Source organism: Limnohabitans sp., from assembly GCF_036804465.1.
Taxonomy (GTDB): Bacteria; Pseudomonadota; Gammaproteobacteria; order Burkholderiales; family Burkholderiaceae_C; genus Limnohabitans.
In genome coordinates this window covers 1-20627 of record NZ_DAIRSK010000023.1, presented here as the reverse complement: position 1 = coordinate 20627, position 20627 = coordinate 1, and the positions used below count along the sequence as shown (strand labels likewise).

The 20627-nt window shown below is 57.3% G+C and carries 23 protein-coding genes; 16 read left to right on the top strand and 7 right to left on the bottom strand.

The genetic code is table 11. From position 1 onward, the window contains the following. Positions 1-11 precede the first annotated feature (11 nt). Positions 12-1319, bottom strand: coding sequence for a lysophospholipid transporter LplT (lplT, locus tag V7Q41_RS12000; protein ID WP_333846108.1), 1308 nt, complete (start codon positions 1317-1319; stop codon positions 12-14). Between the two features lie 101 nt (positions 1320-1420). Here lplT and alr point away from each other — a divergent pair, with 101 nt between their 5' ends. The 13 genes from alr to V7Q41_RS11935 all read left to right on the top strand — a co-directional run bounded on the left by alr (position 1421) and on the right by V7Q41_RS11935 (position 11688). Further along, positions 1421-2539, top strand: coding sequence for an alanine racemase (alr, locus tag V7Q41_RS11995; RefSeq protein WP_333846107.1), 1119 nt, complete (start codon positions 1421-1423; stop codon positions 2537-2539). Positions 2540-2575: 36 nt separating this feature from the next. After that, positions 2576-3952, top strand: a complete 1377-nt coding sequence (gene radA / locus V7Q41_RS11990) for a DNA repair protein RadA (protein ID WP_333846106.1) — start codon at positions 2576-2578, stop codon at positions 3950-3952. Between the two features lie 62 nt (positions 3953-4014). After that, on the top strand, positions 4015-4398 hold the full coding sequence (locus V7Q41_RS11985) for a DUF1924 domain-containing protein (RefSeq protein ID WP_333846105.1): 384 nt from the start codon (positions 4015-4017) through the stop codon (positions 4396-4398). Positions 4399-4406: 8 nt separating this feature from the next. Next, a complete protein-coding gene (locus tag V7Q41_RS11980; protein WP_333846104.1) occupies positions 4407-4877 on the top strand; it encodes a diheme cytochrome c in 471 nt (156 codons plus the stop codon). Next, positions 4874-5482 (top strand): cytochrome b/b6 domain-containing protein, encoded by a 609-nt coding sequence (locus V7Q41_RS11975; protein ID WP_333846103.1) that lies wholly within the window; start codon positions 4874-4876, stop codon positions 5480-5482. The genes V7Q41_RS11980 and V7Q41_RS11975 overlap by 4 nt, the downstream gene beginning before the upstream one ends. Next, on the top strand, positions 5457-6116 hold the full coding sequence (locus tag V7Q41_RS11970; protein ID WP_333846102.1) for a winged helix-turn-helix domain-containing protein: 660 nt from the start codon (positions 5457-5459) through the stop codon (positions 6114-6116). The genes V7Q41_RS11975 and V7Q41_RS11970 overlap by 26 nt, the downstream gene beginning before the upstream one ends. A gap of 14 nt (positions 6117-6130) precedes the next feature. Continuing rightward, positions 6131-7480, top strand: a complete 1350-nt coding sequence (locus V7Q41_RS11965) for an ATP-binding protein (RefSeq protein ID WP_333846101.1) — start codon at positions 6131-6133, stop codon at positions 7478-7480. A 30-nt stretch (positions 7481-7510) separates the two neighbouring features. Next, entirely contained in the window at positions 7511-7894 is a 384-nt protein-coding gene (locus tag V7Q41_RS11960; protein ID WP_333846100.1) for a c-type cytochrome, read from the top strand. Between the two features lie 58 nt (positions 7895-7952). Then, positions 7953-8384 carry a glycerate kinase gene (locus tag V7Q41_RS11955; protein ID WP_333846099.1) on the top strand — a complete coding sequence of 144 codons (432 nt, stop codon included), beginning with the start codon at positions 7953-7955 and terminating at the stop codon, positions 8382-8384. 101 nt (positions 8385-8485) lie between these two features. Continuing rightward, a complete protein-coding gene (locus V7Q41_RS11950; protein ID WP_333846098.1) occupies positions 8486-9439 on the top strand; it encodes a branched-chain amino acid transaminase in 954 nt (317 codons plus the stop codon). A gap of 2 nt (positions 9440-9441) precedes the next feature. Next, positions 9442-9645 carry a zinc-finger domain-containing protein gene (locus tag V7Q41_RS11945; protein ID WP_333846096.1) on the top strand — a complete coding sequence of 68 codons (204 nt, stop codon included), beginning with the start codon at positions 9442-9444 and terminating at the stop codon, positions 9643-9645. Next, on the top strand, positions 9629-10690 hold the full coding sequence (gene waaF / locus V7Q41_RS11940; RefSeq protein ID WP_333846095.1) for a lipopolysaccharide heptosyltransferase II: 1062 nt from the start codon (positions 9629-9631) through the stop codon (positions 10688-10690). The genes V7Q41_RS11945 and waaF overlap by 17 nt, the downstream gene beginning before the upstream one ends. A gap of 74 nt (positions 10691-10764) precedes the next feature. Beyond that, positions 10765-11688 carry a DUF535 family protein gene (locus V7Q41_RS11935; protein ID WP_333846094.1) on the top strand — a complete coding sequence of 308 codons (924 nt, stop codon included), beginning with the start codon at positions 10765-10767 and terminating at the stop codon, positions 11686-11688. On the opposite strand, the gene V7Q41_RS11930 is transcribed toward V7Q41_RS11935, so the two are convergent. The 3 genes from V7Q41_RS11930 to V7Q41_RS11920 are packed head-to-tail and all read right to left on the bottom strand — an operon-like array spanning position 11681 to position 15086. Further along, on the bottom strand, positions 11681-12673 hold the full coding sequence (locus V7Q41_RS11930) for a glycosyltransferase family 9 protein (RefSeq protein ID WP_333846093.1): 993 nt from the start codon (positions 12671-12673) through the stop codon (positions 11681-11683). The two genes, V7Q41_RS11935 and V7Q41_RS11930, sit on opposite strands and share 8 nt — an antisense overlap. A 7-nt stretch (positions 12674-12680) precedes the next feature. Further along, complete coding sequence (locus V7Q41_RS11925; RefSeq protein ID WP_333846091.1) at positions 12681-13685, bottom strand: NAD(P)H-dependent flavin oxidoreductase; 1005 nt, start codon at positions 13683-13685, stop codon at positions 12681-12683. Positions 13686-13712: 27 nt separating this feature from the next. After that, the gene (locus V7Q41_RS11920) at positions 13713-15086 is read right to left on the bottom strand and encodes an AmpG family muropeptide MFS transporter (RefSeq protein ID WP_333846089.1); all 1374 of its coding nucleotides are present in this window, start codon (positions 15084-15086) and stop codon (positions 13713-13715) included. A 36-nt stretch (positions 15087-15122) separates the two neighbouring features. Between V7Q41_RS11920 and V7Q41_RS11915 the strand changes: the two genes are divergently transcribed. Continuing rightward, positions 15123-15950 carry a M48 family metallopeptidase gene (locus V7Q41_RS11915; protein WP_333846088.1) on the top strand — a complete coding sequence of 276 codons (828 nt, stop codon included), beginning with the start codon at positions 15123-15125 and terminating at the stop codon, positions 15948-15950. Positions 15951-15955: 5 nt separating this feature from the next. Here V7Q41_RS11915 and V7Q41_RS11910 read toward each other — a convergent pair whose 3' ends face one another. From V7Q41_RS11910 to V7Q41_RS11900, 3 genes are all read right to left on the bottom strand, one after another. Beyond that, positions 15956-16594 carry an MBL fold metallo-hydrolase gene (locus tag V7Q41_RS11910; protein ID WP_333846087.1) on the bottom strand — a complete coding sequence of 213 codons (639 nt, stop codon included), beginning with the start codon at positions 16592-16594 and terminating at the stop codon, positions 15956-15958. A gap of 38 nt (positions 16595-16632) precedes the next feature. Continuing rightward, the gene (panD, locus tag V7Q41_RS11905) at positions 16633-17037 is read right to left on the bottom strand and encodes an aspartate 1-decarboxylase (RefSeq protein WP_333846086.1); all 405 of its coding nucleotides are present in this window, start codon (positions 17035-17037) and stop codon (positions 16633-16635) included. Between the two features lie 80 nt (positions 17038-17117). Next, entirely contained in the window at positions 17118-18398 is a 1281-nt protein-coding gene (locus tag V7Q41_RS11900) for a TIGR03862 family flavoprotein (protein WP_333846085.1), read from the bottom strand. 160 nt (positions 18399-18558) lie between these two features. Between V7Q41_RS11900 and V7Q41_RS11895 the strand changes: the two genes are divergently transcribed. Then, the gene (locus V7Q41_RS11895; RefSeq protein ID WP_333846084.1) at positions 18559-19242 is read left to right on the top strand and encodes a response regulator transcription factor; all 684 of its coding nucleotides are present in this window, start codon (positions 18559-18561) and stop codon (positions 19240-19242) included. 1 nt (position 19243) lies between these two features. Next, positions 19244-20626 carry a sensor histidine kinase gene (locus tag V7Q41_RS11890; RefSeq protein ID WP_333846083.1) on the top strand — a complete coding sequence of 461 codons (1383 nt, stop codon included), beginning with the start codon at positions 19244-19246 and terminating at the stop codon, positions 20624-20626. The last annotated feature ends 1 nt before the right edge of the window (position 20627 follow it).

Sequence of the window (20627 nt, the reverse complement as noted above, 5' to 3'; positions counted from 1 at the left end):
TCGCTCTGGGCTTACCCGTGCAGGTCGTCGTTGCGCGCGATGTGCATCAAACGCGCCAATTCATCGCGGTGGTGCAGGAGGTTGTTCTCATGCCAAAGCTTGATGAGCCACATCACAAAGCCTACCAATGCGCCAAATGCGGTGATGGCGCCAAACGCGCTCAGACCCATGCCAGTGCTGAAGGTGTACAAAAAGCCCAGGCCCAGAATGCACAGCTGTTCGTTCATGTTTTGCACCGCAATCGATCGGCCGGCACCCATCAGGTTGTGGCCACGGTGCTGCAGCAGCGCGTTCATGGGCACCACCAAAAAGCCACCCAAGCCCCCCAAGATGATCAGGAAAGGCACCGCCAGCCAAAGGTTGTCGATGAAGTTCATGGCGATCACAAACACACCCATGGCAATGCCCAAGGGCATGAGTCGGGTGGCATGGTCGAGCTTCATCTTCATGGAAGCCACCACCGCGCCAACAGCGGTGCCGATGGCCACCACGCCCACCAAGCTGGACGCCTGGGTGGTGGAGTAGCCCAAGGCTGCAGCGCTCCATGCGAGCACGATGTAGCGCAGGTTGCCGCTCACGCCCCAAAATAAAGTGGTGGTGGCCAACGAAATTTGGCCCAGCTTGTCATTCCACAAACGTTTGTTGCAATCCCAAAAATCGGGCACCAACACCAACAAGTTGCGTGCCATGCTTTTGTCGGGATCGGCACGCATGGGAATGTAGGCAGCACCTGTCAAAGGAATGCGTTGGTTGAACCAAGCCGCTAAAGCGTAGAGCGGGATCAACAAGCAGATGGCTGCCTCGGCCGATGTGTCAATGCCCGTGTTGATGAACGGCATATCAAAAGAGAGCAACCAGGCAGAGAAGTTTTGGCCCACCAATTGACCGCCCAACAACACACCAAGGATGATGGACGCAATCGTCAAGCCTTCAATCCAACCGTTGGCTTTGACCAATTGCGATGCGGGCAACAGCTCGGTCAAGATGCCGTACTTGGCAGGGGAGTATGCGGCTGCACCAAGACCAACCACTGCATACGCGAGCAAGGGGTGCACACCGAACAACATCATCAAGCAACCCACCACCTTGATGGTGTTACTCAGCAGCATGACTTCGCCCTTGGGCCGCGAGTCGGCAAACGCCCCTACAAACGGCGCAAGCACTACGTAAAACAAGGCAAACATCGGCACCAAAGCAGCGCGTTGCCACTCGGGCGCGCCATCTGTTTTCAGGAGTTCAACGGCAGTGACGAACAGTGCGTTGTCGGCCAACGAACTGAAAAACTGGGCCGACATGATGGTGTAGAAACCGCGCTTCATAGATGGGTCAGGCAAACCCGCACACAGGCTGTGGGTCTGTTGATTCTTCTTTCTTTTTTAACGACCACAGGTTATATCACGCGGGTGCCACAATATTGCCTATGCCCCGTCCGATACAAGCCTTTGTTCACACCGACGCCCTGCGTCATAACTTGGCGCGCATGCGTGCCGCTGCTCCCGACGCCCGCATGTGGGCGGTGGTCAAGGCCAATGCTTATGGCCACGGCATTGCGAATGTCTTTGAAGGTTTGCGCGGGGCCGATGGCTTTGCCTTGCTTGATCTCGATGAGGCGCAGCAGATGCGCAGCCTCGGCTGGCGTGGGCCGATTTGGTTGCTTGAAGGTGTGTTTGACATGCGCGATCTTGAACTTTGCTCGCGTCTCGATCTGTGGCACACCGTGCACTGCGACGAGCAAGTGGACATGCTCAGCCGTCACAAAACCCAAGTGCCGCACCGTATCTTTCTCAAAATGAACAGCGGTATGAACCGCTTGGGTTTCACACCCACGCGGTTTCGATCTGCTTGGACGCGCTTGAACCAACTGCCGCAGGTAGAAGAAATATCCTTGGTCACCCACTTCAGCGATGCCGATGGCCCCAAAGGCGTGGCCGAGCAAATGCGAGTGTTTGCCAAAACCACCGAAGACTTGCCTGGCGAGCGCAGCACGTGCAACAGCGCAGGTTTGTTGCGCCATGCCAGCGATGTGGCTGTGGCTGCGGATTGGGTGCGACCCGGTATTGCGCTCTACGGCAGTGCGCCAGACTTTCCCGAGCACACCACGGTGCAATGGGATTTGCAGCCTACCCAGAGTTTGCGCAGTCGCATCATCGCCACGCAAGACTTGCAAGCGGGCGATACCGTGGGCTATGGCTCAACATTCACCGCCGACGCCGCCATGCGCATCGGCATCGTTGCCTGTGGCTATGCCGACGGCTATCCGCGCCACTGCCCCACGGGCACACCTGTGTTGGTGGATGGGGTGCGCACCCGCACCTTGGGGCGCGTGAGCATGGACATGATGGCGGTGGACCTGTCGCCTTGCGCAGCCGCCAAGTCTGAAACTGGCGATCCGACTTTTTATGGCAGCGAAGTGACGCTATGGGGCAAGTCCAGCCATGGCAGCGTGTTGCCCATTGATGAGGTGGCGTACGCTGCAGGCACCCTTTCTTATGAGTTGATGTGTGCGGTATCGGGGCGCGTAGGCTTTAGCCAAGACTAACACCACCACTGGCTATTTATCCAGTAATATTGCTGCATGGCCAAAGAAAAAACCCAATACACCTGCACCGACTGCGGCGGCATCACGCCCAAGTGGCTAGGCAAATGTCCCAGCTGCAATGCGTGGAACACATTGGTGGAGTCCACCGTGGACAGCAGCGGCACCACCAAAAACCGTTACGCAGGCATGGCCGCTTTGGCCCCCGCATCCGAAGTAGCCATCCTCTGCGACATCGAAGCGCAAGACGTGGCCCGCACGCCCACCGGCCAAGAAGAACTCGACCGCGTGCTCGGCGGCGGCATGGTGCAAGGTGGCGTGGTGCTGATCGGTGGCGACCCTGGCATCGGCAAATCAACTTTGATTTTGCAAGCCATGGATGGCTTGCAGCGCAGCGGCATGAGCACCCTGTATGTGACGGGCGAAGAGTCTGCTGCCCAAGTGGCGTTGCGCTCGCGCCGCTTGGGGCTGGACCACAGCCAAGTGCAAGTGTTGGCCGAAACGCAGCTCGAAAAAATACTGGCCACGGTTGACAAACTGCAACCTGCGGTGGTGGTGATGGACTCCATCCAAACGGTGTACTCCGACCAACTCACCAGCGCCCCCGGTTCGGTGGCGCAGGTGCGTGAATGCGCCTCCCACCTCACCCGCATGGCCAAGTCCTCAGGCACCGCCGTGGTGTTGGTAGGCCACGTCACCAAAGAAGGTGCATTGGCTGGCCCCCGCGTGCTGGAACACATGGTGGACACGGTGTTGTACTTTGAAGGCGACACACATTCGACTTACCGACTTGTGCGCGCGATTAAAAACCGCTTTGGTGCGGTGAACGAAATTGGCGTCTTCGCCATGACCGAAAAAGGCTTGAAGGGTGTGAGCAACCCCAGCGCTATTTTCTTGAGCCAACACGCCGAGCCCGTGCCCGGCAGTTGTGTGTTGGTCACGCTGGAAGGCACACGCCCCCTGCTGGTGGAGATTCAAGCCTTGGTCGACAGTGGTGGCCCATCGCCGCGTCGCTTGAGTGTGGGCCTAGACCGAGACCGCTTGGCCATGTTGCTGGCCGTGCTGCATCGTCACGCGGGCGTGGCGTGCATGGATCAAGATGTGTTTGTCAACGCCGTGGGCGGCGTGCGCATCAGCGAGCCTGCAGCTGACTTGGCCGTGATGTTGTCGATTCAAAGCAGCTTGCGCGGCAAGCCCTTGCCCCAAGGCTTTATTGCGTTTGGTGAAGTGGGTTTGGCGGGCGAGGTGCGCCCAGCACCCAGAGGCCAAGAGCGCTTAAAAGAAGCCGCCAAGTTAGGCTTTACCGTGGCCGTCATTCCCAAAGCCAACGCACCCAAAAAGCCCATTCCCGGCATGACCGTGCATGCGGTGGAACGGGTGGATGAGGCGATCGGCTTGGTGCGCGAATTGGGTTGAGAGGCTTCTTAAGAAAACCCTAAGAAGCGTTCTCTAGCATGGGCTGTGAAAGACACACCACCATGCTTCACAAAATCATCCCGCTCCTGCTTTGTGTATCGCTGCACGCGATGGCCGCTACACCTGCCGAGTTGTTGGCAGGCTACACCGCGCAAGCAGGTCAAGCTGCCAGTATTGCCAAGGGTGAAGCATTTTTCAAGGCCAACCATGGCCAAGAGTGGCAATGCACCAGTTGTCACGGCAAATCACCCATGTCTGGCGGACGTCATGCCAGCACCGACAAAACCATCGAGCCCCTCGCCCCTGCGGCCAATGCCAAGCGTTTTAGCGACAGCGCCAAGGCTGAAAAGTGGTTTCGCCGCAATTGCAAAGATGTGCTGGCGCGGGAATGCACGGCTGTCGAAAAAGCCGATGTGTTGGCTTGGCTCATGTCTGTGCGTGGATAGGAGTTGATATGCATTCACGTTTGACACATCTCATACAAAGCGCAGTAGCCGCCTGCTTGTTAGCGACTGCTCCAGCATGGGCAGATAGCTACAAAGGTCCGACACCACCCGCGGTGTACACCCAAGAGTGCGGCAGTTGCCACTTCGCTTTCCCGCCTCACTTGTTGCCCAATGCATCTTGGCAGCGCGTGATGCATGGCCTCGACAAACACTATGGCAGCGATGCCTCGCTGGATGCAGCCACGCAAAAGCAAATTGACACGTGGCTACAAACCTACGGCGGCCAAGGCAAACGTGCGCGTGAAGAGCCGCCGCAAGACCGCATCACGCGCTCGGCATGGTTTGAGCGCAAGCACCGCGAGGTGAGTGCCGCCACGTTCAAACGTGCGTCCATCAAAAGCCCCGCCAACTGCACCGCCTGCCACCAAGATGCGGTGCAAGGCGATTTTGAAGACGATCGGGTGAGGATTCCCAAATGAGCGACAGCGTTTTCAAACTCAGCCACGCACAGCGGCCAACACCCATGCCCGTGCCGCGCAAGCCCGTGGTCGATCTGGGCACGCGCATGGCGCACGCCAGCATGGCCTTGGCATTCCTCATTTCTTATGTCACGTCCGAGTCGGAATACTGGCGCTTGGTGCATGTGTACAGCGGCTACAGCTTGGCGGCAGTGTTGATGTTTCGTTTGCTGTGGGGATGGGTGGGGCCTGCTTCGGCGCGTTGGGGTTTGTTGCTGCGTCGTGTGGCCATGTGGCGCGTGTGGGTGAATAAATTCAAGCAGGGTGAATGGCTGAGCCGCAACTTTTGGGTGGGTGCCAGCAGCTGGGTGCTGAGCGCTGCGGTGCTTTGCATTTATGTGTTTTGCACGGTGGCCATTGCCAGCGGGTGGGCTACCTACAATGCGTTGTTAGGCGATGGTTGGTTCAACGATGCCCTGCAAGCCCTGCACGAAGGTTTGGGCAACGCGGCCATGGCTGTGGTGTGTCTCCATGCGGGGTTGGTGGTGGTGTTGCGCGTGTGGCGTGGCCCACACGCCCTGCGACCGATGTGGCGAGGCTATGCGAATACTTCTGGCCGAGGATGATGAGCTGCTTGGTAGCGGCCTGCGTGCGGGCCTTGATCAGCGCGGCTTTCAGGTGGACTGGGTGCGCGATGGTGTGGCTGCCGAGCGAGAGCTGATCAGTGCGCAACACCAAGCGGCAGTGCTGGACCTAGGTCTGCCACGCCAAGACGGCTTGGCTGTGTTGAAGGCCGTGCGTGCGCGTGGCATTGACACCCCCGTGTTGGTGCTGACCGCACGCGATGCCGTGGCTCAGCGCATTGAAGGCCTTTACCTCGGCGCGGACGACTATGTGGTCAAACCCGTTGATTTAGACGAACTCGCTGCTCGCTTACACGCCCTGGTGCGTCGTGCCCACGGCAAACCACAAACCACCCTGCAACTGCGCGATGTGGTGATGGACGCCAGCGCAAGGCAGGTGAGCCGAGCAGGCGAAGCCATCAGTCTGTCCACCCGTGAGTTTGATTTGCTACAAGCCTTGTTGCTCAACGCGGGACGTGTGCTGTCACGCGAACAGCTAGAACAACATCTGTACCGCTGGGGCCACGAGGTCGAGAGCAACACGATTGAAGTTCACATCCACCACCTGCGCCGCAAGATGGGCTTGGGGCTGATCGACACCGTGCGCGGGGTGGGTTATGTCGTCATGCCCAAGTAGACGTTAACAACGCCATGGCACACAAATTGTCTTTGCAACAACGCTTACTCTCCCGCACCTTAGGCGCGGTGCTGGTGGTGTGGATGGGCACGGCCGCCTTTGTGGGCTACGAAGCCAAGCACGAAGTGGACGAGCTGCTGGACGCGCACTTGGCCCAATCGGCCGCTTTGCTGGTGGTGCAACAAAACGCCACGCCTGACGATGACGAGCCTCTGCTCGATGCCCCCACCCTGCACAAATACGCCAATCGCGTGGCCTACCAAGTCTTTGACGAAGGCCGCTTGGTGATGCACTCGCCCAATGTGGCGCATGCGCCCATGGCCCAGCACACGCAAGGGTTTGAGACGCTGACGTTGGCCGACGGCAAATCGTGGCGCGTCTTTGCTGCGCCCGGTCGAAGCAACGATGTACAAATTTATGTGGCCGAGCAATTGGACAGCCGCGACGAGATTTTGTGGGCGGTGCTGCGCGGCTTCTTGCCGCCGCTCACCCTTGCGCTGCCCCTGTTGCTGATAGGTTTGTGGTGGAACGTGCGCTCAGGCCTGCAGCCTTTGCAGCGCTTGCGCCAAGTGCTATTGAAGCGCGACACACACACGCTAGCCCCCGTCAGCCTGCCCGAAACGCCGCAAGAAGTGCAGCCCTTGCTCGACGCCCTCAATGACTTGCTGCAGCGCTTGGCCTCACGTATGCAAACCGAGCGGCGCTTCACGGCCGATGCTGCGCATGAGTTGCGCACGCCTATCGCGGCCATTCGTGCCCAAGCCCAAGTGGCGTTGAGCGAAGCCACAAACGACAAACGACGTCAACTTGCGCTGCAAAACACGTTGATGGGTTGCGACCGCGCCTCGCGCGTGGTCGAACAACTGCTGACCTTGGCCCATTTAGAAGGCCCGCAAGAGGTGGCCTTGGCGCCGTTGCGCCTGGACCAGCTGCTTCAGCAAATCTTGGCCGACCTTGCACCCCAAGCCTTGCAGCGCGGCCAAACCCTAGAGCTGCTGGCGCCTGAGCCCTTGCAGGTCAACGGCCAAAGCACGCTGTGGGGTATCTTGTTGCGCAACTTGATTGACAACGCCTTGCGTTACAGCCCCAATGGGGCCACGGTGCGCATCCAGGCACAGCGTTTGGGCAACGCTCAGATACAAGTGTGCGTTCAAGACAGTGGCCCAGGCTTATCACCCGAGGACTTGGCCCGCTTGGGCGAACGCTTTTTCCGCGTGTTGGGCACATCGGCCACTGGCAGTGGCTTGGGTTGGTCCATCGTTCGCCACATCGCGGCTTTTCAGGGCATTGATGTGCAAGTGGGTCAGTCAGTGGCCTTGGGTGGTTTGCAAGTGACTTTGCGTTGCCCAGACAGCGCAAGGTAGCAGCGTTCAGTCATTTTTAAAAAGGTTTTTATGTATTTTTATCAATATGTCGTTGCAACAGGGTTGGTTTTTATGGGCGCACCTGCGCTTGCTTCGGGTGAGGACACATTCAAAGCGGTTTGCGCCAATTGCCACGCCAAAGCCTTTGCCAATTCGCCACAAATAGGTGACAACAACAAGTGGGCGCCATTGGTGGCAGAGGGCCAGGTCATCATCACGGCCCATGGGTTTGTAGGCGTGAGGGCGATGCCGCCCAAAGGGGGCGTCCCAGACTTGACGGTCCAGGGCTTTTCAGAGGCTGTGAATTACATGGTCAATCAGTCCGGGGGCACATGGAAACAGCCTGACAAAAAAATGATGGCTGCCATCCAAGCCGAAATCGCCCAACGTCAAAAACTCAGCACCGTCAAATAACACGCCTGGTCAGACCATGGTGACAGAGAGCAGCCGTCGACCCTGAGACAATAGTCGCATGAACTTTCAAAGATATTTGGTGCCCATTGGCGCCGTGGGTTTGACGGCATGGGCTTGGCAAACATGGCAATGGATGGGCATTGCCATGGTGGTGACGGGCGGCGTGATGTGGCTGCTGCTGTATTTCACGCGCTTGGTGCAAATCATGAAGCGGGCCAGCAACCGCCCCATCGGTTTTGTGGACAGCGCCGTCATGCTCAACGCCAAGCTCAGGACTGGCGTGAGCTTGATGCACGTGATCGCCATGACCCGCGCTTTGGGCCAAGCCGAGACCGACAAAGGCGCGCAGCCCGAGGTGTTCAGCTGGCGCGACGGCAGCCAATCGGTGGTGCGCTGCGTGTTTGCGCAGGGCAAGCTGCAAAGCTGGACCTTGGATCGGCCCTTTCAGGCCATCGACGTCGAGCCCATCAGCCAAGCCGCCAACGACTAAGCGCTTGAACAAGCGCTTCAATTCGCAGGCCCGAGGCTCGCTAAAATGCACCATGTCGCCAAAACTGGCGACCACCACAACTTCAGTCCAAAGGAAATCCCATGAGCGTCGTGATCCCATCATCCATGTCTGACCGTGACGGCAAAATTTGGATGGACGGCCAACTGGTCGACTGGCGCGACGCCAAGATTCACGTGTTGAGCCACACCTTGCACTACGGTTGCGGCGCCTTTGAGGGCGTGCGCGCTTACAACACCGAGCAAGGCACGGCCATCTTCCGTTTGCAAGAGCACACAGAGCGCCTGTTCAACAGCGCCAAGATTTTGCGCATGGCCATCCCGTTCACCAAAGACCAAGTGATTGAAGCGCAACGCGCGGTGGTGCGTGAGAACAAGTTGGAGTCAGGCTACATCCGCCCACTCACTTGGATTGGTGACAAAAAGTTAGGCGTGAGCCCCAAAGGCAACACCATCCATTTGATGGTCGCCGCTTGGACATGGGGCGCCTACCTGGGCGAAGAAGGCATGAAGCGCGGCATTCGCGTCAAGACTTCGAGCTACACCCGCCACCACGTCAACATCACCATGACGCAGGCCAAGGCGGTGAGCAACTACACCAACTCCATCTTGGCCAACATGGAAGTGACCGACGAAGGTTACGACGAAGCCCTGTTGCTCGATACCTCAGGTTTTGTTTCTGAAGGCGCTGGCGAAAACATCTTCGTGGTCAAAGACGGCGTGATCTACACACCCGATTTGTCTGCTGGCGCCCTGAACGGCATCACCCGCAACACGGTGTTTCACATTGCCAAAGATTTGGGTCTAGAGATCGTGCAAAAGCGCATCACGCGCGACGAGGTGTACATTTCTGACGAAGCCTTTTTCACAGGCACCGCGGCTGAAGTGACGCCCATCCGTGAACTCGATCGCATCGAATTGGGCAAGGACGGCTATGTGGGCAGCCGCGGCCCGATCACAGAAAAAATCCAGACGGCGTTCTTTGACATTGTCAACGGCCGCAACCCCAAGTACGCACATTGGTTGACAAAGGTTTGAACATGAGCAATCCAGTTGAACTCTTGGCAAAAGACCTCAACGGTCATGGCGGCGTGTTTTGCCCCAGCGAAAAAGCGGACATGAAGCTCTGGAACAGTCACCCCAAGGTCTACTTGGATGTGGCCCGCACAGGCCATGCCAAGTGCCCCTACTGCGGCACCGGGTACACACTCAAAGCCGGCGAGCACGTTGGCCACGGCCACTAAAAACGGGCTCGTCATTGCGCCCCAATGGATTGGGGATGCGGTGATGACCGAGCCCTTGTTGCGCCGCTTGGCTGCCCGTGGCGAGCGCCTCACGGTTGCTGCCTTGCCTTGGATTGCACCGGTTTACCGAGTCATGCCCGGCGTGGCTGAGGTGATTGAGATGCCGTTCAAACACGGCGGCCTGCAACTGATGGGGCGAATCAACTTAGCCAACCAACTGCGCGGCAAGTTTGACGTGGCGTATGTGTGCCCCAATTCGTTCAAAAGTGCGCTGCTGCCTTGGATGGCAGGCATTGCCAAGCGCGTGGGCTACACCGGTGAAATGCGTTTTGGCCTGCTCACCGACCGCTTAGACAACCCCCAAGCCGAAGAACGTCCTCCGATGGTGGAGTGGTATGCCGCGCTCAGTTTGATTGGCCAAACCCTGACTGGCCCGATGAAGCTGGTGGGCGATTTACGGCCTGTGCTCAAAGCCGGAGTGGGTGCGCTGGACGACGCGCTGGAACAGTTGGCTACCAACATGCCCACCTTGCCCACCTTGGCTAAAAAAAGTTACGTGGTGTTTGCGCCCGGCGCTGAATACGGCCCCGCCAAACGCTGGCCAGCCAAACACTTTGCAGAATTGGCCAGCAAGATGGACCGTCCAGTGTTTTTGTTGGGGTCGAGCAAAGAGTTTGACATCTGCCAAGAAATTGCCACCGCTGCCAATGCCCAAAAGCGCGGCAACTGCTTTAACTTGGCTGGTCAAACCAATCTCATGCAAGCCTTTGCGCTCATTGCCGACGCACACCGCGTGGTCAGCAATGACTCGGGTCTCATGCACGTGGCCGCTGCTTTTGGTGTGCCGCAAGTGGCTGTGTTTGGTTCGTCCAGCCCTGAGCACACCCCACCTTTGAATGAGCATGCGCGTGTGGTGTGGTTGCGCGTGGACCCAAATTACCAACCGCCCCTGGCTTGCGCGCCGTGCTATGAGCGCGCTTGCCCGCTGGGACACATGCGTTGCCTGGAAGACGTATCGGCTGAGCGTGTCTATCGCCTGCTTTAAAAATACAGGCAGCCACCGTCGCTGCCCCCTATGTGAATTGAGGATTTATGTGGTCTAACTCAGAGGAGCTCTTCTTGCTCACCGACAGCCTTGCCGGGGGGAAGATGCAGACCATGAAGCGGCGCTTGAAGTTCAAGCTCAGGCAAAAACTATTCAGTGCTGAGCTTGCACAAGTCAAGCAATACTTTGAGTCGCATCAGCTCACACGTTTGCTAGAAATGGATGCGTCTTTGGCATTGAAGTGCACGCGTGCTTATCTTTGGACGGGTTTAGATGGGCCACAACGTGTGGCCGCGCAACTGGCTTTTCTTGATTGGTTTTTAGCCCGATTCAAATGGGCTGAGGTGCTTTCGTTTTATGAAAAAGGATCGGTCAGTCTGGCAAAGATTCAGCACAGCGACACGGATTTTGAGATTTTGTTGAGCCCGAGTCGTGGCTTGTCCCGCGAGGGGGAGTTGGCCGTGACCTTGCTCATGAATGGCGCTGTGTTGCTCAGATCGTCGGTCAGTGTTTTGCCAGCGCAAATGTTGGGATTGTCAGGTGATGGACATGCCCTGTTTGTGGGCTGCTTGCAAGGCACTTCAAACACAAAAGATTTGGTCAAACAAGCCACCCAAGCACTAGAGCGAACCAAGCCAACCTTTATTTTGCTCAACGCATTGCAGGCAATGGCGCAAGCTTGGGGCTTGGTGTGTATCGTGGGTGTGGCCGATAAGAAGCACGCCTACGCCAGCTATTTCAGTTTGTCAAAACGCATCAACATTCGTTATGACGATGTCTGGCAGCAGCTGGGTGCCACACAACAGACGGCGCAGCAAGATTGGTTGCTGCCGCTGGTGTGGGTGGCGCGTCCAGAGCACGAGGTCGAGTCAAAAAAACGCTCAGCACTGAAAAGACGCAATGCCATGCGCCAAAAGTTCATTGAGGTTTGCACGCAGGGCTTGAGTCAGTTGGGTGCTGCCGAAGACCTCGCCCCGTTGACGGATCAAGTCAGCTGAGCCGAATCAGGCGACCAGACTTGGGTGATGCCTTGATTTGATGCAGTGCCTTCAGCACTTCGGCCACAGGGATGTCGCTGACTTCTTTGCCAAGGGCTGCTTCAATTTGGACAAAGGTGTCAGACAGCGGCGTCCACACCATCGTGGGCCCGTTGGGCAAATACAAAGCAACGACAGGAATATTCCATGCGCTGGCCGCGTGCACCGCATAGGTGTCGGGCGTGACCACGATGTCGGCACCGCGGATGACGTTGAGCGAGTAACTCACACTGGCTTGGTATTGGCAAACCTGCACACGTGGACCCAAGCCAAGGAAGGACGCTTTTAATTCAGCCTCATGGGCTGGACTGGCACTCAACAGTTGGACCTGTGTGTCGGGTTGGCTGTCGCAAACAGCAGCCACAAACGTTTGAACCCATTCAATTGAAAGCGAACGATTGGGGGTGCTGCTTTGGCTGTTGATCACCATCCATGGGCCAGGCAATTTGGGCATGGGTACCACCAAGTGATGGTCGAGTTGGATGTCGTATTGGTAGGTGCTGTGCGGGGCTTGGATGGTTTGCAAAAAACGCAAGTGCCGCGCGCAGTAGTGAGGGCTGCTCAACTCACTATCCATCACAACATCGTTTGGCAGCGACTTGACGGGGTGCTTTGCAAACAAAAACCGCTGCTTGGCATGGACGATGCTAAGCACGATTTGCTCGGACGAGTTGGCCAAATTCAAGCCAAAGTGCACCACCATGTCGTAGCCCACCCAGCGTGCCTTGAAGCTGGCCCATATACGCGCAAACACATTGCGGCTGTTGCACACATGCAGCCACTTCACATCGGGGTGGTGGCGGTAGAGTGCGGCATTGCTGCCACCACACAACACACCTATTTCGCAATCGGGCCAATGGGCGCGCAGGGGCTTGAACAAGCCCGTGGCCACAATGGCGTCGCCAATTTTGTTGTCGTGCGACAAGATCAATATGCGAGGGCTCATCGCGCTTTTATTGGGTGAGCAGCGCGTGCGCTTGCTGCGTCATTCGGGCAATCACTTCACGGGCGTTGGGCACGTCGGCAATCAAGCCCACCGCCTCACCCGCTGTGGCATGCGCTCGCGAAAAATCAGCGGCTTTGATGCCAGCGTCGTAGCTGGCACGTGCTGGCTCTGGGTTGGCCTTTAGACCAGGTATGTCGTTTTCAAGTGCGCGATGCAAGTCGTTGCGAATCGCGCGAAAGTCATAGGGCGCAGGCCAGTTTTTACGGCGCAAGATATCAAACACCTGGCTGCGTGCTGTCCCGTCGCCGCTGGTGTGTGTGGCTTGTGTTTTGGCGCCCGTGGCTGCCAAGCTCTCGGTGGTGGCCCACAAGCGTGAACCCACCAACACACCATCTGCCCCCAACATCAACGCAGCGGCCAAGCCACGGCCATCGGCCACGCCGCCTGCGGCGAGTAGCAAGGTGTTGGGCGCGTGTGCTGCTAAATAGTCGGCAACCTCAGGCACCAGCGTGAAGGTGCTGCGGCCTTCGAGCGCGTTGGCACCGTGGCCACCCGCCTCGCCGCCTTGCGCCACGATCACTGAAGCACCCGCTTCAATGGCCTGTGCCACTTGGTCTAGGCGCTGCACTTGGCAAATCAGCTGGGCCCCTGCGTCGGCAATGCGTCCCGCATAAGGACGTGGGTCACCAAACGACAGCATGATGGCGCAGGGCTTTTGTGTGAGCACCCAGTCGAGTGCCTCGGCGTTCTCGTCAAGCTTCCAGGTGATGAAGCCGCAGCCCAGCCGGGCGTGGCTGGCGGCATCGCTTTTCAGCAACTCTGTGGCCAAGGTGTATTCGCGCTGTGTCCAGGCGAGGTCGCCATAGCCACCGCCCAGCAAGCCCAGAGCACCCGCTTGCGCACAAGTCGCCGTCAACGCGCCGCCTGTGGCGAGCGCCATGGGAGCCAATGCGATGGGGGAGCTGAGCTGAAACAGTTGAGCGAAGCGGGTGTTCAGAGGTGTAGATGTCATGCGCAATATTGTGCAATGAATGGGAGGTCAGTCTTGCGCTTGAATGGCTGGCTCTGCATGCGTCTGCGGCAACACCCGTGCCGCCAGCCACACCAACACCAGCACGGGCGCACCCAGCAGCGCCGTGCTGGTGAAAAAAGCCTCATACCCGTGCGCGTCCACAAACACGCCTGAGAAGCCCGCCAGCCACTTGGGTGCAAGCAGCATCATCGAGCTAAACAGCGCGTATTGCGTGGCCGAGTAGTTCACATTCGTCAGACTAGACAAGTACGCGATGAAGGCTGCAGAGGCAATGCCACTGGCCAGGTTGTCGGCCGAGATGACCCACACCAAAGCCGTCAAGTCGTGGCCACGCGTGGCCAGCCACGCAAACAACACATTGGTGATGGCGCTCAGCACTGCACCCAGCATCAAGATGCGCATCACGCCCAAGCGCATCGACAACACACCGCCAATGAAGGCGCCCAGCAAGGTCATGATCACACCAAACACTTTGGTGATGGCGGCCACCTCGTCTTTGGTGTAACCCATGTCCACATAAAAGGGGTTGGCCATGATGCCCATCACCACATCGCTGATGCGGTACACCGCAATCAGGCCAAGAATGATGGCGGCTTGCCAGCGGTAGCGGCGTATGAATTCGGCAAAGGGCTCGATCAACGCGCCTTGCAGCCACTCGGCTGCGTTGCGTGCAGGCGGCATCACCCGCTGAGATGGTTCGGGCGATAGCAGCACGGTCAACACACCCAGGCTCATTGAGGCGGCCATCACCAAATAAGCCGTCTGCCATGCCGCATGCAGGTAAGCGGTGTCGTTTGCACCTGCCACGCGTGCGGCCACCCACAACACGCCCGCACCCGCCCAAATCATGGCGAGGCGGTAGCCTGTTTGGTAGGTGGCGGCCAAGGCGGCTTGGTGCTGGGCGTCGGCAGATTCGATGCGATAGGCATCAAGGGCAATGTCTTGTGTGGCGGAGGCAAACGCCACCACCAAGGCGCACCACACCACGGGCTCTAGCGCGACTTGCGGGTCCAGCAAGGCCATGCCCACCAGGCCTGCGCAGACGGTGAGTTGAGCCAACAGCAGCCAGCTGCGGCGGCGGCCCAGCCAGCGTGTGAGCAGCGGCAAGGGCAGCCGGTCCACCAAGGGCGACCATACCCACTTAAAACCATAAGCCAAGCCCACCCAACTCAAAAAACCAATCGTGCTGCGGTCAATGCCGGCCTCGCGCAAGCGAAAACTCAGCGTGCCCAGTACCAGCAAAAGCGGCAAACCAGCCGAGAAGCCAAGGCACAACATGCGCCAAGAGGCAGGCTCTAAATAAACTTTGAATGCATGCAACCACCCTTGTTTTTTGACTTGCGCGGGCGGCGTGCGTGGTGGACTTGTTGTATCGTTCATGTCTGTATTTTCAGGCTTTCACAAAAAGACTTTTTCATGCTTACCAAACGCGCTTTTCTTTACGGTTGTGTTGGCTGCGCTTGCGGCCTTGGCAGTGCTGTGGCTTTGGCCAGAGAAGGGGTAGAAGTCAAGCGCGAGGCCTCAGTTTTTGCAGGCTTGGTGCCGGCCGCGGAGGTAGAGCAATCAGCCCGCAAACAATACGGCGAGATGATGAAGGAGGCCGCCAGCAAAAACGCGCTGGGCTCAGACAACCATCCCGAGGTCATGCGTTTGCGTCGCATTGCCAAAGACATCATTCCTCAAAGCTTTGACTGGAATCCGCGCGCCAAAGAGTGGAAATGGGAAGTCAACCTGGTGGGCTCCAACCAAATCAACGCGTTTTGCATGCCCGGTGGCAAGATTGCTTTTTACAGCGGCATCTTGACGCAGCTCAAGCTCACAGACGACGAAGTGGCCATGGTCATGGGCCACGAAATTGCGCACGCCTTGCGCGAACACGCCCGTGAGCGCATGGGCAAATCTGCCGCCACCAGCGGCGTGGCTGCCATTGGCAGCACGGTGGCCGCGGTGTTCTTTGGCGTGAATCCACAGATCACCGATTTGGTGGCCAACCAAGGCGCCAAACTGCTGTCACTTAAATTCAGCCGTGACGACGAAACCGAGGCCGATTTGGTGGGCATGGAAATCGCAGCGCGTGCGGGCTACGACCCCCGCGCCGGTGTGACCTTGTGGCAAAAAATGAGTGCGGCCAACAAAGGTGCACCACCGCAGTGGCTCAGCACCCATCCATCGGGCAACACGCGCATTGAAGAAATTCAGGCCAATTTGCCCAAAGTCATGCCGCTGTTCGAGCGCGCCAAATAAACGGCTCAGGTACCGCCCACATAGGGGTTGGTTTTGCGCTCTCGACCAAACGTGCTCTCAGGGCCGTGGCCTGGAATAAACACCGTGTCGTCGCCCATGGGCCACAAGCGCTGCGTGATGCTGTTGATCAAATCATCGTGGTTGCCCTGCGGAAAATCGGTGCGGCCAATGCTGCCAGCAAACAGCACATCGCCCACAAACGCCCGTTTGATGTCTGGCGAATAAAACACCACATGGCCGGGGGTGTGACCTGGGCAATGGCGTACTTGCAGTGTGTGAGCGCCCAGTGTGACGGTGTCGCCATCGTGCAGCCAGCGCGTGGGTGTGAAGGTGCGTGAGGGCGGGAAATGGTAGTTGGCCGCGGCCTGCGGCAAGCCGTCAATCCAAAATTGATCGCCCTCATGGGGCCCGATGATGGGCAGGCTCAGCTTCTCGGCCAAGTCGGCGGTGGCACCTGCGTGGTCGACGTGGGCGTGGGTGAGCCAAATTTGTTCCAGCCTGACACCGAGTTGTTGGCAGGCGTCTTGCAACACGGGCAAATCGCCACCGGGGTCGATGATGGCGGCCTTGTGCGTTTCATCGCACCAGACGATGGAACAGTTTTGTTGGAAGGGGGTGACGGGGACGGTTTGGTACTGCAACATATGCCGCAAATCTTAGCGGCAATTGACAGCAGCTTGACTCAACATTCATCCGTCCCATGCCCAGGCGCCGCCTGCGTGGGCACATGGTGGCGCAAGCCCACTTGCTGGTTGTGTTCATCCACAAACACCAGTTGCGGCTCATGACCAGCCACTTGGTCTTCATGCACTTGCGCGAATGAGGCAATGATCAATAAGTCACCCACGCTGGCGCGGCGAGCCGCTGAACCATTCACAGAGATCATCCCCGAGCCACGCTCGCCTTTGATGGCGTAGGTGATGAAGCGTTCGCCGTTGTTGATGTTCCAAATGTGGACTTGTTCGTTTTCACAGATGTTGGCCGCTTCCAGCAGGTGTTCGTCGATGGCGCAGGAGCCTTCGTAATGGAGCTCGCACTGCGTGGTCACGACGCGGTGGATCTTGGATTTCAGCAGGGTACGAAACATGGTGAGAAGGTTTTCAGACGAAGTAATGCCCCAATCATAGAGGGCGAAGCTGAGCGTTAACTAACAAGAATCAGCTTGTGTCAGTGGTCCAAAAACCGCGCTGCACCAAGGCCTGCCAAGCGTCCGCTGGCCAAACAGGCGCTGAGCAAGTAGCCCCCTGTGGGCGCTTCCCAATCCAACATTTCGCCCGCCACAAACAAGCCGGGCAGGGTGTTGGCCATGAGGTGGGCGTTCAGCGCCTCTAGGCGGACGCCACCTGCGCTGCTGATGGCCTCATCGATCGGACGGGTCTTGTCAAGCGTGATGGGCAGGTGTTTGATAGCCGCCGCCAACTGCAAGGGGTTGGCCATGGCTTCTTTGCTCAGCACTTCGTGCAGTAGGCCCAAATGCAAAGCGGTGAGGTTGAGTCGGCTTTTCAAATGGCTGCTGAGCGAGCGCGTCCCACGCGGATGCGACACTTCGGCCAGCACGCGCTCGGGGGTGTAGTCGGGCTTCAAATCAAGGTGAAAGGTGGCTGTGCCGCTGCGCTCAATTTCGTCGCGCAACACAGCCGATGCGGCATAAATCAAACTGCCCTCAACGCCTGTGGCGGTGACCACAAACTCACCGCGGCGATGAAAACGCTGGCCCACACTGTCGTGGAACGACAAGGCAACCGACTTGAGCGGTACGCCTGCAAATTGCTTTGACAAGTGGCTGCTCCAGCCTGTCTGACCATTCAAGCCCTTCACATCAAAGCCGCAGTTGCTGGGGCGCAGTGGCGACACCTCTATGCCCAATGCGCCCAACCAGGCTTGCCACGCGCCGTCAGAGCCGAGTTTGGCCCAGCTGGCGCCGCCCAAGGCCAGCAGCACGGCATCGGCGTGCGCCGTGCGAACGCCTTGAGGGGTGTCAAAGCGCAAGCTGAATTGGTTGTTTTCATGCTGCAAAGCGCCGCACCAGCGGTGGCGCATATGAAACGTCACGGGCACACCTTGTGTGGGGTGACGCAGCCGGTGCAACCATGCACGCAGCAGCGGTGCGGCCTTCATGTCGGTGGGGAAGATGCGCTGCGAGCTGCCCACAAAGGTGTCAAGACCCAAGCCCTTGACCCATTCACAAATGGCAACGGCATCCCATGTGCTTAGCCACGCACCACAAGCTTCGCTGCGTTCGGCATAACGGGTGGTGAAGCGCTCAAAAGGCTCGGCGTGTGTGAGGTTGAGCCCGCCTAAGCCTGCCAGCAAAAATTTTCGGCCCACCGATGCCATGGCGTCATACACCTGCACACGCACGCCTGCAGCGCTGAGCATCTCAGCAGCCATCAGGCCGGCGGGGCCAGCGCCAACGATGGCGACGTGTCGTGGTTGAGTGGGGGTCACGGCGCAAGTGTAGGCGGCGCAAGTTGCAGCTTGGCAGCCTCAAAACAAGCGACGTCAAACAGGTGCATGCAGCACTTTTTGGATAAAGCCATGCAAAGCACAAAGATTACAAACTCGTAATTCAAAGAGAAGTTCATGGATTGGAGGCCAAAATCAAATCATGAATATTTTGTTGGTTGAAGACGAGCAACACATTGCCGATTTCATCATGTCGGGTTTCCGAGCGGAAGGGTTTGCCGTTCATCATGACGCAGATGGCTTCAGAGGGCTCAACACGGCCTTGATCAAAAAATTTGACGCCATTGTGTTGGACGTGTCTATGCCATTGCTAGATGGATTTGAGGTGCTGGGTGAGATTCGTCGCAAAGGTTTAAAAACCCCAGTCATGATGCTCACGGCCCGCACCGAGCTCATCGATCGGTTGAAAGGGTTTGAAAAAGGGGCCGACGATTATTTGGCCAAGCCTTTTTTCATTGAAGAGTTGGTGGTGCGTGTCAAAACCTTGATTGCGCGCCAAACGGGGAGCGCGCAACCCACGATCACGCAAAGCGGCGTGACGCTCAACCGGTTTTCACGTGTTGCGCAATGGGGCAAGCAAACAGCCTTACTGACGCAGCGTGAGTTTGTGTTGTTGGAGAGCTTTTTGTTGTCGCCTGGGCAAATATTCACACGACAACAAATCCTCAAGCAAGTCTGGAATGTTGACTTTGACCCGGGCACCAATGTGGTGGATGTATGCATTCAGCGCCTGCGCCGCAAATTGGATGATTCCAGTCCAGATGCATTGCGTGCCTTTCCCTTAGAAACGATACGTGGCGTGGGCTATCGACTTAACAATGTTTAGTATGCAGCGCTCATTTAAGTTTTATGTTTTTTTGTCGGTTACCTTGTGCGTGGTCATTTTCGTCGGTGCATCTCGCATGATGGTCAGGTGGACCAGTGGTGAACCATTTCGGATGTACTTCAGTGATGTGGTGGCGCTGCAAGTGCAAAAAGAGTTGGTTGCCAACCCAAGCACCCTCGATTTGAAGACGCTCCAAGTGAGTCTGGAAAGAACGATCTCATTTCTTCAACCCAATGATGTTCTTGTGTATTCAAACCTATTACAACCAAGCGCGGAAGCAGCGGATTTTGCGCTGAGCTTGACCTCCCAAGCCCTTGAGTGGCAGGCCTTAGATACAAAACCATTCGAAGCTACCACCACCACGTGGCGTCAAGAAACTTGGCATCTGCTGCGTTTGTTGCGGGACTCTCAGTCTATTTATATTGCGGTGAAGGCGACCGCGTTTCAAAAACCATTGGAAGAAATATTGGAAGTCAGAAATCAAGTCGCTTTAAAAACACTTCCCTTGCTTATTCTTTTCACGATACTGACCACTTCTTTCATCATTTATTTCGTACTCAAACCCATTAAAAATTTGCAAAACGCATTCACTGAAATCAAACTCTCTAGCCCCGATACGCACATAAAAGTCAAGGACAACTTCACAGAGTTCGCTATCTTCATTCGGTATTTCAATGAATTGATTGACAGGCTCAAAGCCAGCTACACCCAAGCGGCTCGTTTCTCCAGCGATGCAGCGCATGAGCTGCGAACGCCGCTCACCATCATTCGCGGCCATTTGCACCGATTGATCAACCAAGTGCCCGACGGCTCCACGACTCAAGTGGAGTTGTCGCTGGTGTCAGAGGAGGTGGAGCGGTTGATCTCCATTTCCAACAAATTGCTTTTTCTCTCGCAAGCCGACGCGGGTCAAATTGGGCTTGACAAGGAAGAGGTCAACCTCAGCGATGTGGTTGGGCAAATCATGGACGATATCAACAGCGACAGGCCCGACTTGGTATTGACAAAGGCCATCGACGGGGTCATCTTGTTCAAGGCTGATCGCGACTTGTTGATTCAATTGATGCGAAACCTTTTTGGCAATGCCGTCAAATACAACCGCATCCAAGGCTCGATCGACTTTCAAGCACATATGACTCGGAGCCATGTGCACTTTTCGATCACCAACACAACCAAGCTCACCACAAGCGGTCTCGATGACCGCATCTTTGAGCGCTTCTATCGGCACCTGCAGCTCGAGGGGCTGGAGGAGGGCGCTATTTCAGGCTCAGGACTGGGGTTGAGTTTGTGCAAAGAAATTGTCAAAGTTCATGGGGGAGATCTTCATTTGCAAATCACGCCAGATCGAAAGGTTTGTATGAATGGCAAGATTGCCGTGCGTTGAT

Coding starts and splice junctions, on each gene's coding strand:
- V7Q41_RS11945 (WP_333846096.1), top strand. CDS start 9,442: ATGAGCAATCCAGTTGAACTCTTGGCAAAAGACCTCAACGGTCATGGC.
- V7Q41_RS11915 (WP_333846088.1), top strand. CDS start 15,123: ATGCTTACCAAACGCGCTTTTCTTTACGGTTGTGTTGGCTGCGCTTGC.
- V7Q41_RS11950 (WP_333846098.1), top strand. CDS start 8,486: ATGAGCGTCGTGATCCCATCATCCATGTCTGACCGTGACGGCAAAATT.
- V7Q41_RS11925 (WP_333846091.1), bottom strand. CDS start 13,685: ATGACATCTACACCTCTGAACACCCGCTTCGCTCAACTGTTTCAGCTC.
- V7Q41_RS11965 (WP_333846101.1), top strand. CDS start 6,131: ATGGCACACAAATTGTCTTTGCAACAACGCTTACTCTCCCGCACCTTA.
- V7Q41_RS11975 (WP_333846103.1), top strand. CDS start 4,874: ATGAGCGACAGCGTTTTCAAACTCAGCCACGCACAGCGGCCAACACCC.
- V7Q41_RS11955 (WP_333846099.1), top strand. CDS start 7,953: ATGAACTTTCAAAGATATTTGGTGCCCATTGGCGCCGTGGGTTTGACG.
- V7Q41_RS11985 (WP_333846105.1), top strand. CDS start 4,015: ATGCTTCACAAAATCATCCCGCTCCTGCTTTGTGTATCGCTGCACGCG.
- V7Q41_RS11890 (WP_333846083.1), top strand. CDS start 19,244: ATGCAGCGCTCATTTAAGTTTTATGTTTTTTTGTCGGTTACCTTGTGC.
- panD (WP_333846086.1), bottom strand. CDS start 17,037: ATGTTTCGTACCCTGCTGAAATCCAAGATCCACCGCGTCGTGACCACG.
- V7Q41_RS11930 (WP_333846093.1), bottom strand. CDS start 12,673: ATGAGCCCTCGCATATTGATCTTGTCGCACGACAACAAAATTGGCGAC.
- V7Q41_RS11980 (WP_333846104.1), top strand. CDS start 4,407: ATGCATTCACGTTTGACACATCTCATACAAAGCGCAGTAGCCGCCTGC.
- alr (WP_333846107.1), top strand. CDS start 1,421: ATGCCCCGTCCGATACAAGCCTTTGTTCACACCGACGCCCTGCGTCAT.
- radA (WP_333846106.1), top strand. CDS start 2,576: ATGGCCAAAGAAAAAACCCAATACACCTGCACCGACTGCGGCGGCATC.
- V7Q41_RS11895 (WP_333846084.1), top strand. CDS start 18,559: ATGAATATTTTGTTGGTTGAAGACGAGCAACACATTGCCGATTTCATC.
- V7Q41_RS11960 (WP_333846100.1), top strand. CDS start 7,511: ATGTATTTTTATCAATATGTCGTTGCAACAGGGTTGGTTTTTATGGGC.
- V7Q41_RS11970 (WP_333846102.1), top strand. CDS start 5,457: ATGCGAATACTTCTGGCCGAGGATGATGAGCTGCTTGGTAGCGGCCTG.
- V7Q41_RS11910 (WP_333846087.1), bottom strand. CDS start 16,594: ATGTTGCAGTACCAAACCGTCCCCGTCACCCCCTTCCAACAAAACTGT.
- V7Q41_RS11920 (WP_333846089.1), bottom strand. CDS start 15,086: ATGAACGATACAACAAGTCCACCACGCACGCCGCCCGCGCAAGTCAAA.
- lplT (WP_333846108.1), bottom strand. CDS start 1,319: ATGAAGCGCGGTTTCTACACCATCATGTCGGCCCAGTTTTTCAGTTCG.